The organism is Bosea sp. (in: a-proteobacteria) (assembly GCF_023953965.1).
GTDB lineage: Bacteria > Pseudomonadota > Alphaproteobacteria > Rhizobiales > Beijerinckiaceae > Allobosea.
Genome location: NZ_JAMLIX010000001.1, coordinates 398,942 through 413,546 on the forward strand (window position 1 = coordinate 398,942; position 14,605 = coordinate 413,546).

A 14,605-nucleotide genomic window follows, 5' to 3' on the forward strand; every position below is an offset into this window, starting at 1 on the left:
CCGCCGGCTCGCTGGTCAGCCACAAATGTCTAGACTATAATGTCCCTGATGATGGTGAATGTCTATACTTTTCGGATGACCTTTTGATGACGGACGGCACGGCGCAAGCCCCGGTCCTCGACGGCGAGGGCGGCCCGGTCTGGCGGCGCATCGCCGACGACCTGATGGCTGCGATCGAGCGCGAGGATTATCGGCCGGGCGATACGCTGCCGGCCTCGACCGCGCTGGCCGATCGTTACGGCGTGCATCGCCATACGGTGCGGCAGGCGTTCCGGCACCTTGCCGATCTCGGGCTGGTGACGGTGTCGCGCGGGCGCGGCACGCAGGTCGGCACCCCGCGCGTGCCCTACCCGATCGGCCGGCGCGTCAGCATGCGCAGCAATATGGGCAAGCTCGGTATCGTCGGCACGAGCCGCATGCTCTGCGCTAAGACGATCCGGGGCGAGGCGTCGGCCTGCGCGGCGCTCGGCCTGAAGGCCGGGGCGCCGCTCTGGCGTGTGCGGGGCGTGAGCCTGGCCGATGGCGTGCCGATGGGTACAAGCACGCATTGGCTCCCGGTCGAGCGCTTCCCGGCTTTCGACAGGGCCTATCGCGATGCGGAGGGCTCGATCACCGCCGCCTTCAAGCACTATGGCATCGCGGATTACGTGCGCCTGTCGACGCGGCTGACGGCGCGGCTCGCCGATGAGCGCGAGGCGGGCTTGCTGGAAATCGCGCCGGCATCGGCGGTGATGGTCTCGTCCGCCATTGATGCGCTGCCGGACCTGACGCCGATCCACCTGGTTTCGAGCGTCTTCGCCGGCGCGCGCATGGAGATGGTGATCGAGCCTTTCGGGGATTCCCCCTCCCCCGCCCATCCCGGGCCAGCCCATGATGGCTGAGCCTACACCGCCCGCTTGCCGATGACGGCGAAGCGCAGCTTGCCCGACAGGAAGTCGATGGCCGAGACGGCGGCGAGGATCAGCAGGATCAGGAAGGAGACCTGCCGCCATTCCAGCGTGCGGATCGACTCCGCGAGATAGAGGCCGATGCCGCCTGCGCCGACGATGCCGATGATGGTCGAGGAGCGGGTGTTCGATTCGATGAAGTAGAGCACCTGGCTCGCGATCACCGGCAGCACCTGCGGCATGAGGCCGAAGCGGATCTCGTGCGCCTTGCCGCCGCCGACCGAGGCGACGCCCTCGACGGCCCTGCGGTCGGCGGCCTCGATCGCTTCCGAATAGAGCTTGCCGAAGGCGCCCAGATCGCTGGTCATGATGGCGAGCATGCCGGCGAATGGGCCCAGGCCCACGACATTCACCCAGATCAGCGCCCAGATCAGGGCATCGACGCCGCGCACCGTGTCGAGCGAGCGGCGGGCGAGGAAATGGACGATGCGGTTGGCGACGACGTTGCGCGCCGCGAGGAAACCGAAGGGCAAGGCGAGCGCCGCCGCCAGCACGGTGCCGAGGAAGGCGATGGCGACGGTCTCGATGAGCGCCTTCGCGAAGATGACGGCGCGCGCCCAGGAGCCGGGATCGGGCGGCAGCATCAGCACGACGAAGCTGCCGAGATTGCCGACCCCGGAGACGATCTTCCAGAGCGAGGTTTCGAGCGTCGTCAGCCCGTAGACGAAGAGGCCGAGCAGCGCGGCAACGGTGGCGATCGTCGTGAGCCTGGCCTTGAGCGAGCCGCGGATAGCGGCCTCGTGGCGGCGCAGGATGTCGGCGCGTTCGGCGATCGAGAGGGTAAGGCTCATCTGCGATGCTCCAGGCTGAGGAGGGCATGGCGCAGCCGCTCCGTGCCGTAGTCGATCAGCATCACGGCGACGATGATCAGCAGCAGGATGGCGCTGACATCGGTGAAGTAGAACTTGCGGATCGCCTCGATCAGGTCCTGGCCGATGCCGCCGGCGCCGACGAAGCCCATGATCGAGGCGCCGCGGACATTGATCTCGAAGCGCAGCAGCGCATAGCTCGCGAAGTTCGAGAGCACCTGCGGCACGACCGCGAAGCGCACGACCTGCCACCACCCGGCACCGGTGGCGGTGACGCCGTCGACCGGCTTCAAATCGATGTTCTCGACCACTTCGGAGAAGAGCTTGCCCAGCGCTCCCGTGGTGTGGATCGCGATCGCGAGCACGCCGGGCAGCGGTCCCAACCCGAAAGCGATGACGAAGATCAGTGCGAAGACGATCTCGGGGACAGTGCGGCAGAACTCGAAAAAGCGGCGCGTGACGAAGCGCAGCCAGGCGGAGCGGCCGAGATTGGCGGCGGCCGAAAAGCAGAGCAGGACGGCGCCGGCGGTCCCGAGCACCGTGCCGACATAGGCGATGAGAACGGTCTGCCAGAGCAGCTTGAGCCAGCCCTTCAGGCCCCAATACCATTCGGAAAGGTCTGCGCCGAGGCTGGCGAGCCTGAGCGTCGGCAGCGTCTCGTGGATGTATTTGGGGAAGCGGCCGATGTTCTCGGCGAATCTGGCGAGATCGACTTCAGCGCCACGGGCCGAAAGCAGCACGCAGGCGATGAACACGGCGACGCCGATCAGGGTCTGCCGGCGCTTGACGGACGAAGCCTGCCGGTAGGCCTCGGCATGGACCCGGATGACGGGGTCGTTGCGGTCGATCGCGAGGGTCATGAACCGTGTGGTCCCTTGCCGACAGGGGCGCGGGGAACCCTCTCCCACAGGGAGAAGGCAGGGTAAGAGGTAGGCCGCTAACCGGAAATGCCGGGAGGTGGCCGCTGCGTTGGCGAGGCCCGAGCCAACCGGTCCAACGGCCGACACCTCACCCCTGCCCCCCTCACTGATCTCGGGCTTGCCCGAGATCAGCATTCAGAGTGTCGAAGTCGGCAACAACCGACTTCGATGCAGGAGATGGGTTCCGGTCGCGGCCAGGCGTGCGTCTTACGACGACTTCTTCTTGCGCAGGTCGTCGACGAACCGGTTGAGTTCGATGATCGGATCATAGGCCTTGTTGTCGACGGCGACGAGCGGGCCGGCCTTGCCTTCGTAGATCTTGTCGAAGGCCGCCTTGTCCTTGCTGGCGAGGTTGAGCACCGCGTCGCGGATGCTGGCCTTGAGATCGTCCGGCAGGTCCGTGAGATAGGCGATCGGCGAGTTCACGATCTGCTCGGACTTGTAGATGATCCGGAAATCCTCGGCCTTGGCCATGCTCTTGCGGGCCATGCGCTGGAGGTTCGATTCCTGCTCGTCGTTCCACCAGTTGGCGGCGACGTCGACCGTCCCCTGCTGCAGGGCGATGATCGCGTTCTCGTGGCTGCCGGTGTAGACGACCTTGCCGAAGAAGGTTTCCGGCTCGATCTTCATGCCGTTCAGCGCGAAGCGCGGCACGTTGTTGCCCGAGGTGGAGTTCGGGTCGACGAGGCCGAGATTCCTGCCCTTGAGGTCCTCGATCGTCCGATAGGGCGAATCCTTCTTCACGTAGAAGACTGAATAATAGCCCTTGGTACCGTCGAGATTGGTCTCGATGGCGAAGGCGTCTGTCCTGGCACCGGTCATCCGGGCGCGGGCGAAGGAGGCTGGGCCATAGGAGGCGATGTGGATGTTGCCGGCGCGCTGGCCCTCGATGATGGCGGCGTAGTCGTTGGCGATGCGCAGCGTCACCTTGGTGCCGAGCTCCTTGGCGAGATAGTTCACGAAGGGAGTGTAGCGCTCGACGACGCCCGAGGCGTTCTCCGATGGGATGATGGCGAAGACGAGCTCGGGATACTTCGCCTTCCAGTCCTGGGCGAAGGCCGGGGTCGCGATGAGCGCGAAGCCGGCAGCGGTGAGCTTGAGGGCATGGCGACGGGTCAGCATTGGGTCTGCTCCTTTGGGTGATAAAGTCTACTTGCGCGTGGTCGATGGGGCGGCTCAGGCGATCTTCTGCCTGGTGCGCTTCGCTTCGGCGGTGGCGATGGCGTCGAGTGCGTCGAGCGCCTCGGCGCCGGCATCCCTGGCTTCGATGCCGTAGAGCCCGGCAGCGACCTCGCGGGTCAGCGCTTGCGGCACGTCGTCGAAGACGACCCTGCCGGCGGCCATGCCGACCAGCCGGTCGCAATATTTCGCCGCGATATCGAGGTCGTGCAGGTTGCAGACCACGGTGATGCCGTGCTCGCGGTTGATCCGGAACAGCGCATCCATCACGATTTGGGTGTTGCGCGGGTCGAGCGAGGCGATCGGCTCGTCGGCCAGGATGATGTGCGGTTCCTGCACCAGGGCGCGGGCGATGGCGACGCGCTGCTGCTGGCCGCCCGAAAGGGTCTCGGCGCGCTGTGCGAGCAGATGGCCCATGTCGAGCCGTTCGAGCTCGGCGATGGCACGGATCTTGTCGTCCTCTGCGAAGCTCTTCACCAGCGTCAGCGCCGCCGCGCGATGGTTGAGCCGACCGAGCAGCACGTTGGTCATGACGTCGAGGCGACCGACGAGGTTGAACTGCTGGAAGATCATCGCGGTGTCGCGGCGCCAGCGCCGAAGCGCGGTGCCCTTCAGCGCCGTGATGTCGCGATCCTCGCAGAAGATGCGGCCGTTGCTGGGCTCCGCAAGGCGGTTCAGCATGCGCAGCAGCGTCGATTTGCCGGCTCCGGAGCGGCCGATGACGCCGACCATCTCACCGGCGGGAATGGACAGGGAGACATCGTCGACGGCGTTCCTGTCGCCGAAACGCTTGGTCAGGTTTTCGATCCGCAACATGAAAGTTTCTCGAAGCCGTCGTTTCCCATGGCCACGACGCCGGCTGGGCTTGGCCACCGCCGCCATGGACCGTGCACGGGAAGGAGCGCTATCGGGTCGAGATGACAGCGTCGTGACGGCTTCGGCGGAGTGGTTCGAGAAGCTCACCCTCAGCGTGAAAGGACTGCGACCCCGATCGAGTGCCGCTGCGAATCCCTGCAGTGGAATTGAGAATGGGGTGGGCACACCGCCGCCTGCCGTCGCTTGGATCTTCAGCGTCGTGCCGGTGCGCAGGACCGCGAGCACCGGCGCATCGAAGCTGGCAGAGACGAGGCAGCCTGCCGGCAAACAGGAGCGGAACCGCAGCGGTGGGAGCGCGGGCTTCTCGTCGATCCGCAAGGTCAGCCGGCGTCGGGGGCGAGCCCGAACGGCGGGACCAGCGTTCCCGAGGCGCTATTGCCGTCCGACACACCAAGAGCCCAACCCAGACAGGCCGCAGACACCAGGATGCTGCCCGTCATGCTCGACGCCGCACCACCAGCGGGCGAGGAATGCTTGTTGATCCGCGGTGCTGGACCGGGCCGGCAGATCAATTCGATATGCCGAATGTAAACATTTGGCGGCCGCTCTTTATCGCGGCCCCAAACCGCTTCAGCATTCCCCTGCCCGTAGCGGCTCGAAGACAGGTAAAAGCAACGGCGACAATGGAACCGGCGACGAAAGAAATCGTTGAGGATTTTTCGTCTGCGGACGGGCTCCGGCGCGTCCGGCGCAAGCATTATGGTCGGTATATTTCTGGAATACTGGTCATATCCTTTTTGATTTTCATCATTCTGGCGTTTCGCGACGGAATGATCGAATGGAGCGTCGTGGCCGAATTCCTGACGGCCGAATCGATCCTGATCGGGCTCGGCAAGACCGTCGCCCGCATCAGCGCGAGCTTTTCGTCGAGATCGGCCGTCAGCATCGCCGGATGAATCTCCGCGGTGAACCGGTCGAGCGAGCTGGAACGGCTGCGCGCCAAATACGGCGAGGCCGGCGGCGGCGATATCCACGACCCGGCGGGGTCACCCCGCTTTCGGTGGGCGGCGATCATTCGATCTCGCAGTCGATCCTTCGCGCGGTCGGCGAGAAGCGACCCGTCGGCATGATCCATATCGACGCGCATTGCGACACCAGCGGTCCTTACGAGGGCTCCCGGTTCCATCATGGCGGCCCGTTCCGGCAGGCGGTGCTGGATGGCGTGCTCGATCCGCGCCGCATCATCCAGATCGGCATTCGCGGCGGGGCGGAATATCTCTGGGAATTCTCCCGTGATTCCGGGATGACGGTGATCCATGCCGACGAATTCGCCCGCATGGGCGTCGAGGCGGTCATCGCCGAGGCGCGCCGCGTGGCCGGCGGCGGTCCGACCTACCTGACCTTCGACATCGACAGCCTGGACCCGGCATTCGCGCCGGGGACGGGCACGCCCGAAATCGGCGGCCTGACCTCCCTCCAGGCGCTGATGCTCCTGCGCGGGCTGGGAGGGATCGACTATGTCGGCGGTGATCTGGTCGAGGTCGCGCCGCAATACGACGCGACGACCAATACGGCACAGGCGGGAGCCCAGGTCCTGTTCACCATCTTCAGCCTGCTGGCGCTCGCCGTGACGGCCCGCCGCTCGTCGGCATCGACACCGGAGGGCTGAGCGCCCCATCGAATGGAACGCGTCGCGGTCCCTGCGACTCTTCCTTCGGCGCCGAAGCGCCCTCGCCTGGAAGCAGACGCAGCCGACCGGACTATGCAGCTCGGTCGACGCCCCTGGCGGCGACCAGCTGCCTCACGCGCGGGATCAGTTCGCCGCCGTATTGAACGGCGTCGGCGATCGGGTCGAAGCCGCGGATCAGGATGCTGGTCACGCCGAGATCGTAATAGTCGATGATGGCTTCGGCGACCTGGTCGGGCGTGCCGACGAGCGAGGTGGAATTGCCCTTGGCGCCGGTCAGCGCCGCGAGCCCCGTCCAGAGCCGCTTGTCGAGCCGCGGGCCTTTCGCGGCGGCCTCCAGCAGGCGGCGCGAACCCTCGTTCGCCGGTCCCTGCGCCGTGCGGGCGAAGCCGCTCAGGGCGATGCGGGCCTTGGCGGTTTCGAGGATGCGGTCGGCCTTGGCCCAGGCCGCTTCCTCGGTATCGGCCAGGATCGGCCGCAGCGAGAGCGAGAAGCGCGGCTGGCGCCCGTGCGTCTGGGCGGCGGCGCGCACGCGGGCGATCAGCTCGCGGACCTGGTCGTGCGTCTCGCCCCAGAGCGCGTAGATGTCGGCATGGCGGCCCGCGACCGCGATCGCCGCGTCGGAAGCCCCCCCGAAATAGACCGGGATCGGCGCCTTGAGCGGCTTCACTTCGGAGAAACCGCGGCGGACCCGATAATAAGCGCCGTCATAGTCGAAGGGTTCGGCGCTCGACCATTCCTTGCGGACGATGTCGAGATATTCGCTCGTGCGCGCGTAGCGCTCGTCCTTGGTCAGGGCGTCGCCATCCTGCGCGAGCTCGGCGTCGTCGCCGCCGGTGATGATGTGGACGCCGACGCGCCCGCCGCTGATGTGGTCCAGCGTCGCGAGCTGGCGGGCCGCGACGGTCGGCGCGGTGAAACCGGGACGATGCGCGATCATCAGTTTCAGCCGCCGCGTCACGGAGGCCGCATGCTGCGCGATCAGGATGCTCTCCGGCGATGTCGCGTGGAAGGCGAAGAGCACGCGGTCGAAGCCGCCCTGTTCCTGCGCCTTGGCGAGAGTCTCGACATAGGTGAGGTCGATGACGGGGCCGCTGCGCGCCACGGTCTCCGAGGCCGGATGATTGCCGACAAAGCCGATGAATTCGATGCTCATGGTCGAAGCTCCTGTAGCGGGGATGGGCGATTCGGGGTCATTCGGCGGCGAGCAGGGCCGGCACCCGCCGGGCCTGCGGCAGCAGCCGTCCGACCTCGTCCACGCTCTGGCGAATCCGGGCGAGCAGCGCCTGCGATGTGACGCGACCGTCCTCGATGTCGCGCTCGGCGGCGTAGAGGGCGGTCGGCGCGCTGTGGACGGCGAAGAAGCCGAAAAGCGGCCGCAGCTGATGCTCGACGACCAGCGCGTGCCGGTCGCCGCCGCCGGTCGCGGCCAGGATCACGGGCTTGCCGGCCAGGGCGAGCGGGTCGATCAGGTCGAAGAGATGCTTGAACAGGCCGGAATAGCTGCCCTTGTAGGTCGGGCTGGCGACGACGAGGACGTCGGCAGCGAGGATCGCCTCGACGATTCCCCTCGCCTGCGGGTCGAGCTCGCTGAGCCGGCGCGCGGTGCCGAGCGAGGGACTAAGATCGACGAGATCGTGGATCGCGGCCTCGCCGCCGAGCCGCGCCGCGGCGGTCTCCGCTACGGTCGTCACCAGAGCGCGTGTGCGGGAGGGGCGGGCCGGATTTCCCGAGAAGCCCGTGATGCGAAGATCTGCCATCGGCCGTTCCTTGCCTGCCGTTCCTTGCCTTGAGACGCCGAAACGCCTCCGCTGCTGTCGGCGAGGCGCCTGCCTGCCCTGAGAATTCGGCAAAATCGTTCGTTTAGTCAAACGAAATGATCTTTTAAAGATACGATCGATTGGAGGCGGGCTTTTCGTTTTTCGGGGTGTCGCGAGATACATCGTCTCGATTTCAGGACGCTGCCGAGGACGAGCGAGCATGAGCGGAGACGGTCATGCTCGGGGCGGCGGCGGAGAGAGAAAAAGATTTTATCTCCCAATCGGTATCGCAGAACAAAGTATTCGTTACGACCCAAAATCATAATTTGCCTGCCGCCCGACGATACAAACCGCCTCCCCGTTCGCAATATCTGATCGTAATGCTATCGTCATGGCATCGATATTTGGAGCGAAGAGATGTGCGGCGACCATCATCATCACGATCACGGTCACGGCTCCGCCGAGACGGGCGCGGACGGCCGGGACCGCTGGAAACATGACGGCGTACGCGTCATCGCCGGCGACAGGCTCGATTCCAACACGGCACAGACGCCGGGCATGTTCCGGCAGGCGGCGATCAACCATGCCCGCGTCGGCGCGCAGAAGATCTGGGCCGGTACGGTCTCGATCCAGCCCGATGCCAAGACCGGCGTGCACCATCACGGCGCGCTCGAGAGCGTGATCTATGTCGTGCGTGGCCGGGCTCGCCTGCGCTGGGGCGACAGGCTCGAATTCGTCGCCGAGGCCGGCCCGGGCGACTTCATCTACGTGCCTCCTTTCGTCCCGCATCAGGAAATCAATGCCGATCCGGCGGAGATTCTCGAATGCGTTCTCGTGCGCTCCGACAACGAGGCCGTGGTCGTCAACATCACCGATGTCGACCCGGTCGAGAAGCCCGAGGACGTCTACTGGGTCGATCCGATCCACGCCCATCCCGGCACGGCGCGCTGACTCCAGCCCTTGAACAGCGAAGGATTCTTCGATGACGCTCACCCGTCGCCTCTTCTCGGCCGGCCTGGGAGCCGGTCTCGTCACCGCTCCCCATGTCGTCCGCGCCGCCGGCCCCGAGCTCGGCAAGGTCACGCTCAGGATCGGCGACCAGGTCGGCCAGAACCACAGCCGTTTCAAGGCCGCGGGCCTGCTCGACGACGTGCCCTACAAGATCGAATGGTCGGTCTACCCCGCCGCAGTGCAATTGCACGAGGCGCTGAAGGCCGGCGCCATCGATATCGGCGCGGCCAGTGATTCACCGACCGTCAGCGCCATCGCCGGCGGCTCGAAGATCAAGGTCGTGGCGGCCTGGAGCAATGGCGGGCGCGGCACGCGGCTCTATGTGCCCAAGGGCAGCAAGGCGGGAAGCGTCGCCGATCTCGCCGGCAAGACGATCTCGCCGACGACGCGCGGCAGCGTCTCGCATTATCTCGTGATCGGCGAGCTGGCCAAGGCGGGGCTCAAGGAGAGCGACGTCAAGCTCGCTTTCCTGAACCCGGTCGATGCGGGCGCGGCCTTCGGCGCCGGCAGCATCGACGCCTGGGCGACCTGGGGGGTTTATGGCGCACGCATCCGCAGCGCGCTGGGCGCGCGCGTGTTGTCGGATGGCGCCGGCATCAATTCGGGGCTGTTGATCTATGCCGCCTCGCAGAGCGCCGTCGACGATCCCGGCAAGCGGGCGGCGCTCGCCGACTACGCCGACCGCGTCGAGCGCGCCTATCGCTGGGGCCGCGCCAATCGCGAGGCCTATGTCGCCTGGTATCGCGGCTTCGCCAAACAGGACGAGGAGATCGCCCGCGAGCTCTCGGACGACGATCTGGCCTACCGGCGCCTCGCAGTCGACGACGGCGTCGCGGCCGGGCTGAAGAAGACCTTCGAAACCTGGACGGCGGCAGGCGTGCTGAGCGGCGAGATCGATTTCGACCGCATCCTCTATCGCGAGCTGGCGATCGGAGCCTGACCATGACCCAGGCCGACATCTCGTTCCTGCGCGCGGGCGCTCCGCGCATCGCCGCGGTGCGTCCCGCGAACGCGTCCCGCCCCGTTCCGGTCGAAGGCGAACGGCGCCTGGCCCGCGTGCAGCCCGCCGCCGTGAGGCGACGCGGCCCGCCGCGGCTGCTGCGGCGCGCGAGCGGGCCTGTGCTGCTGGTGCTGGCCTGGCATCTGGCCTCGGTCTTCGGCCTGCTGCCGGCGGAAGTGCTGGCGGGGCCGGCGACCGTCGTCGGCAGTGCGGGCGATCTCATCGCCAGCGGCGAGTTGCAGGCCGCGATCCTGGCCTCGCTCGGCCGCGTCGTGGCGGGGCTCGCCATCGGCGGCACGATCGGCGTCGGGCTCGCGCTCGTCTCGGGCCTGTCGCGCATCGGCGAGGACCTGATCGATTCCGTGGTCCAGATGCTGCGCACCATCCCGGCCATCGCGCTGATCCCGCTGCTGATCATCTGGTTCGGCATCGGCGAGCAGCCGAAGATCGCGCTGATCGCGCTGGCGACGGCCTTCCCGCTCTATCTCAACGTCTATGCCGGCATCCGCAATGTCGACCAGTCGCTGGTCGAGGCGGCGCGCACGCTGGGACTGCGGCGCGCGGGGCTGATCGGCCACGTCATCCTGCCCGGCGCCATGCCGGGCGCGCTGGTGGGCCTGCGCTATTCGCTGGCGGTGGCGTGGCTGGCGCTGGTGTTCGGCGAGCAGATCAACGCCACGGCCGGCATCGGCTATCTGATGAACAACGCCCGCGAGTTCTTCCAGACCGATGTCATCGTGGTCTGCCTCGCGATCTATGCGCTGCTGGGCCTTGCGGTCGATGCCGTCGTGCGGCTGCTCGAGCGCGTGCTGCTGGCCTGGCGGCCGGCTTTTTCGGGAGCCTGAGCATGAGCGACGCCCAGCCGGCCGTGAAGGTGCGCGGCCTGACCCGCCGCTTTGGCGAGCGCGCCGTGATCCGCGATCTCGACCTCGACATCGCCGCCGGCGAATTCGTGGCGCTGGTCGGGGCGAGCGGCTGCGGCAAGAGCACGCTGCTGCGCGTGCTCGCCGATCTCGACAACGAGATCGGCGGCGAGGTCGTGGTTCCGGTCCGCCGCGCCGTCGCCTTCCAGGCGCCGCGGCTGATGCCATGGAAGCCGGTCTGGCGCAACGTCACGCTCGGCCTGCCCGGTGGCGAAAGCCGCGCCCGCGCCGATGCGGCGCTGGCGGAGGTCGGTCTGTCGCATCGGGCCGAAGCCTGGCCGAAAGTGCTTTCGGGCGGAGAGGCGCAGCGCGCGGCGCTGGCCCGGGCGCTGGTGCGCGAACCCGACCTGCTCCTGCTCGACGAGCCGTTCGGCGCGCTCGACGCGCTGACCCGACTCAAGGCGCAGGCCCTGGTCGGCGAGCTCTGGCAGCGCCACCGCTGCGCCGTGCTGCTGGTCACCCACGACGTCGAGGAGGCGCTGCTGCTCGCCGACCGGGTCCTCGTGATGAAGGACGGCGTCATCGCGCATGAGGTGAAGGTCGCGCTGCCACGCCCGCGCCGGGTCGACGACGCCGCGCTGCCGGGCCTGCGGGCCAGGCTGCTGGGCTGGCTCGGCGTCGGCGAGCGACGCGCGGCCTGAAGACGAGGCCGCCACGGATCAGGCCGGTCTTCAAGCCATCGCCGTGCCGGCAGTGGCGCGAGGCCGCGCCCGGTGCCAGTTGAGCCCGGATGAACGTTGCCTCACGGGCTGGAACACCTCTTGCCTTGCCCATAGCAGCTTGACTCTCGCAAACACCTATTTCAATAAAGTGATTGAATAGGTCGTATGAACGGGATTGGCATGGGCGATAGCCAGCCGGCTGCCACGGCAGATCGCATTCTGGATGTGGCTGAGGAGATGTTCGCAGAGCAGGGCTATCGGGCCGTCTCGCTGCGCTCGATCACCCGCGCCTGCGACGCCAATATCGCGGCCGTGCATTATCATTTCGGCTCGAAGCAGATCCTTCTGGAAGAGATCTTCGCGCGGCGCTCGGGTGCCATCAACGCGGCCCGGCTCGCCTTGCTGGACGCTTGCGGCGAAGGGGCCGGCCGTGCACCGATGCTCGAGCAGGTTCTTGCGGCCTTCCTGCGCCCGTCCTTCGCCCAGCCCTCCGACGACGCGGGCGCGCGGCGCTTCATGCGACTGCGCTCGGTCGTCGCGCATGAGCAGGCAGAGCTGTCGAAGAACCTGATCGCCAAACATTTCAACGCGACGAGCCAGCGTTTCATCGCGGCCATCGCCGCTGCGGCTCCGCATCTCTCGGCCAATGACGTCCATTGGCGCTTCCACTTCCTGCTCGGCGCGCACTACTACACGCTGTCGAACCCCGGCCGCATTCAGGCGCTCTCCGACGGCCAGTGCGACCCGTCTGATCTGGACGCGGCGCTCGCCGAGATGGTCGCCTTCGCCGCCGCCGGCTTCCGCGCCCCGCCTTGCGACCGGGGGCAGCTCGGCTTCACGCCCGCCATTCACCGAACCGCCTGAACACCTGCTTCCAGGACTCTGCCATTATGCCACGCACACTCGTCGACCGCGTCACCTCGCTAAAGCCGTCCGCCACCGTCGAGATGACCGAGCGGGTCCGCACGGCACGGGCATCCGGCCGCCGTATCCTGGCACTGTCGAGCGGCGATCCGAACATCGACACCGATCCGCGCATCATCGACGCGGCCGAGCGCGCCATGCGCGCCGGCGCAACGCATTACGGGCCGGCGGCCGGCCTGCCGGCGCTGCGGGAAGCCATCGCCCAGCGCGAGCAGCTCCGCTCCGGCACGGCCTATGATCCCGCCGACATCATCGTTACGCCGGGCGGCAAGTTCGCGCTGCTCACGGCGCTGATGGCGACGGTCGAGGCCGGCGACGAGGTCCTGGTGCCCGAACCCGGCTGGGTTAGCTACGGCCCTTGCGTCAGGCTCTGCGGCGGCACGCCCGTGCCGCTCTCGCTGCTCGACCGGCTCGACCTGGACGTGCTGGAGCGTGCCGTCACGCCGCGCACCAAGGCCGTCATCGTCAATTCGCCGGTGAACCCCACCGGGCGGGTGCTGGCCGCCGAGGAGATCTCCGGCCTCGTCGACTTGGCCGTTCGCCACGACATCTGGATCATCTTCGATCAGGTCTATTGCGACCTGCTGCATAGCGGCCGCTTCCCGAGCCCGCAGGCGCTGCCGGGCGGGCGCGAGCGCACCTTCGTCGTCGACAGCTTTTCCAAGACCTTCGGCATGACAGGCTGGCGCCTCGGCGCGCTGATGATGCCGGCCGGGCTCTCCAAGGCCGTGCTCAAGTTCATGCAGCACTCGGTCTATTGCGTGCCTGACTTCATCCAGCTCGCCGGCATTGCAGCGCTCTCGCTCCATGACGAGGTCGTGCCGCAATATCGCGAGACCTTCCGCCGCCGCCTCGAGATCGCGGTGACCGGCCTGTCCAAGATCCACGGCATAGAGGCGAGCATGCCGCCGGCAACCTTCTACCTCTTCCCGGCAATCGCCGGCGACGACGTCGCCGTGGCCAAGCGCTGGCTCGACGAGATCGACGTCTCGTCGCTGCCAGGCTCCTTCTTCGGCACGCCGGGCAAAAACCATCTGCGCCTGTCGCTGACCTGCCCGGATGCCGACCTCGAGGAAGCGCTCGACCGGATCGCGCGCATCGGCCTCGCCGCCTGAAACCATGTCGTCAACCAAAACCAGGGGAACCGAAGACCATGATCGATCGCCGACAACTCCAGCTCGCGGCGGCCCTCGCCGCGGCGGCCATTCTGGCGCCGCTTGGCGCCGCGCAGGCGCAGACCGACAGCATGTCCAAGATCAAGGAGCGCGGCACGATCCGGGCCGGCGTCAAATATGACACGCCGCCCTTCGGCTTCCTCGACGACAAGAACGAGCCGGCCGGCTTCGATCTCGATATCGTCCGCAAGATCGGCGAGAAGCTCGGCGTCAAGGTCGAGTTCGTGAAGGTGACATCGCCGACCCGCGTGCCGCTGCTGGTCAGCGGCAATGTCGATATCGTCGCGGCGTCCATGACCCACACGCGCGAGCGCGACAAGGCGATCGACTTCAGCATCACCTATTACACCGGCGGTCAGTCGCTGATGGTCGCCAGCGACAGCAAGGTCGCCGGCCTCAAGGACCTCGACGGCAAGGAGGTTGCGGTCCAGCAGGGCACGACGCTGGAGAAGAATATCGCGACGGCCGCGCCCAAGGCCAAGGTCACCGCCTTCAAGGACTATAACAGCGCCTGGCTGGCGCTGGCCCAGGGCCGTGTCGACGCGCTGACCGGCAGCCTGAACATCCTCCAGGGCTTCCAGAAGGACAACCCGAAGTTCAAGATCGTCGGTGAGCTCTTCAGCATCGAGCCGTTCGGCATTGGCATCCGTCAGGGCGACGCAGAGCTTCGCGACGCGGTGAACTTCGCCCTCCAGGACCTGTGGACCTCCGGCGAGTACGCCGCGCTCTACCGCAAGTGGTTCAACGCGGATCCGACCTACCCCATCGAAACCTGGCCGTGAGAACGGGCTT

The 14,605-nt window shown here is 67.1% G+C and carries 15 protein-coding genes and 2 pseudogenes; 9 read left to right on the plus strand and 8 right to left on the minus strand.

Translation table 11 applies throughout. The features are described from left to right. Positions 1–86: 86 nt before the first annotated feature. On the plus strand, positions 87–881 hold the full coding sequence (gene phnF / locus M9917_RS01755; protein ID WP_297250589.1) for a phosphonate metabolism transcriptional regulator PhnF: 795 nt from the start codon (positions 87–89) through the stop codon (positions 879–881). Positions 882–883: 2 nt separating this feature from the next. On the opposite strand, the gene phnE (M9917_RS01760) is transcribed toward phnF, so the two are convergent. The 6 genes and pseudogenes from phnE (M9917_RS01760) to M9917_RS01785 form a co-directional block, all read right to left on the minus strand. Further along, on the minus strand, positions 884–1,738 hold the full coding sequence (gene phnE / locus M9917_RS01760; protein ID WP_297250590.1) for a phosphonate ABC transporter, permease protein PhnE: 855 nt from the start codon (positions 1,736–1,738) through the stop codon (positions 884–886). Further along, positions 1,735–2,616 (minus strand): phosphonate ABC transporter, permease protein PhnE, encoded by an 882-nt coding sequence (phnE, locus tag M9917_RS01765; protein ID WP_297250591.1) that lies wholly within the window; start codon positions 2,614–2,616, stop codon positions 1,735–1,737. The genes phnE (M9917_RS01760) and phnE (M9917_RS01765) overlap by 4 nt, the downstream gene beginning before the upstream one ends. A 267-nt stretch (positions 2,617–2,883) precedes the next feature. Then, positions 2,884–3,798: a phosphonate ABC transporter substrate-binding protein gene (gene phnD, locus M9917_RS01770; protein WP_297250592.1), complete on the minus strand. Its 915-nt coding sequence runs from the start codon at positions 3,796–3,798 to the stop codon at positions 2,884–2,886. A 54-nt stretch (positions 3,799–3,852) separates the two neighbouring features. Then, positions 3,853–4,671: a phosphonate ABC transporter ATP-binding protein gene (gene phnC / locus M9917_RS01775; RefSeq protein WP_297254668.1), complete on the minus strand. Its 819-nt coding sequence runs from the start codon at positions 4,669–4,671 to the stop codon at positions 3,853–3,855. A 231-nt stretch (positions 4,672–4,902) separates the two neighbouring features. After that, positions 4,903–5,049: pseudogene (locus M9917_RS01780) on the minus strand (invasion associated locus B family protein); the annotation flags it as partial. 2 nt (positions 5,050–5,051) lie between these two features. Next, complete coding sequence (locus M9917_RS01785; protein ID WP_297254897.1) at positions 5,052–5,705, minus strand: hypothetical protein; 654 nt, start codon at positions 5,703–5,705, stop codon at positions 5,052–5,054. Positions 5,706–5,713: 8 nt separating this feature from the next. On the opposite strand from M9917_RS01785, the pseudogene M9917_RS01790 reads away from it, so the two are divergent. After that, positions 5,714–6,340, plus strand: a pseudogene (locus M9917_RS01790) (arginase family protein); the annotation flags it as partial. Between the two features lie 91 nt (positions 6,341–6,431). Here M9917_RS01790 and M9917_RS01795 read toward each other — a convergent pair. Further along, a complete protein-coding gene (locus M9917_RS01795) occupies positions 6,432–7,514 on the minus strand; it encodes an LLM class flavin-dependent oxidoreductase (RefSeq protein ID WP_297250593.1) in 1,083 nt (360 codons plus the stop codon). Between the two features lie 37 nt (positions 7,515–7,551). After that, a complete protein-coding gene (gene msuE / locus M9917_RS01800; protein ID WP_297250594.1) occupies positions 7,552–8,118 on the minus strand; it encodes an FMN reductase in 567 nt (188 codons plus the stop codon). A gap of 417 nt (positions 8,119–8,535) precedes the next feature. On the opposite strand from msuE, the gene M9917_RS01805 reads away from it, so the two are divergent. From M9917_RS01805 to M9917_RS01835, 7 genes are all read left to right on the plus strand, one after another. Beyond that, complete coding sequence (locus M9917_RS01805; protein WP_297250595.1) at positions 8,536–9,069, plus strand: cupin domain-containing protein; 534 nt, start codon at positions 8,536–8,538, stop codon at positions 9,067–9,069. Between the two features lie 31 nt (positions 9,070–9,100). Further along, positions 9,101–10,069 (plus strand): ABC transporter substrate-binding protein, encoded by a 969-nt coding sequence (locus M9917_RS01810; RefSeq protein WP_297250596.1) that lies wholly within the window; start codon positions 9,101–9,103, stop codon positions 10,067–10,069. Positions 10,070–10,071: 2 nt separating this feature from the next. Next, positions 10,072–10,974 carry an ABC transporter permease subunit gene (locus tag M9917_RS01815; RefSeq protein ID WP_297250597.1) on the plus strand — a complete coding sequence of 301 codons (903 nt, stop codon included), beginning with the start codon at positions 10,072–10,074 and terminating at the stop codon, positions 10,972–10,974. Between the two features lie 2 nt (positions 10,975–10,976). Further along, the gene (locus M9917_RS01820; protein ID WP_297250598.1) at positions 10,977–11,693 is read left to right on the plus strand and encodes an ABC transporter ATP-binding protein; all 717 of its coding nucleotides are present in this window, start codon (positions 10,977–10,979) and stop codon (positions 11,691–11,693) included. 201 nt (positions 11,694–11,894) lie between these two features. Then, positions 11,895–12,578 (plus strand): TetR/AcrR family transcriptional regulator, encoded by a 684-nt coding sequence (locus tag M9917_RS01825; protein WP_297250599.1) that lies wholly within the window; start codon positions 11,895–11,897, stop codon positions 12,576–12,578. A gap of 26 nt (positions 12,579–12,604) precedes the next feature. Beyond that, on the plus strand, positions 12,605–13,753 hold the full coding sequence (locus M9917_RS01830) for a pyridoxal phosphate-dependent aminotransferase (protein ID WP_297250600.1): 1,149 nt from the start codon (positions 12,605–12,607) through the stop codon (positions 13,751–13,753). Positions 13,754–13,791: 38 nt separating this feature from the next. Continuing rightward, positions 13,792–14,595 (plus strand): transporter substrate-binding domain-containing protein, encoded by an 804-nt coding sequence (locus M9917_RS01835; RefSeq protein ID WP_297250601.1) that lies wholly within the window; start codon positions 13,792–13,794, stop codon positions 14,593–14,595. Positions 14,596–14,605 lie beyond the last annotated feature (10 nt).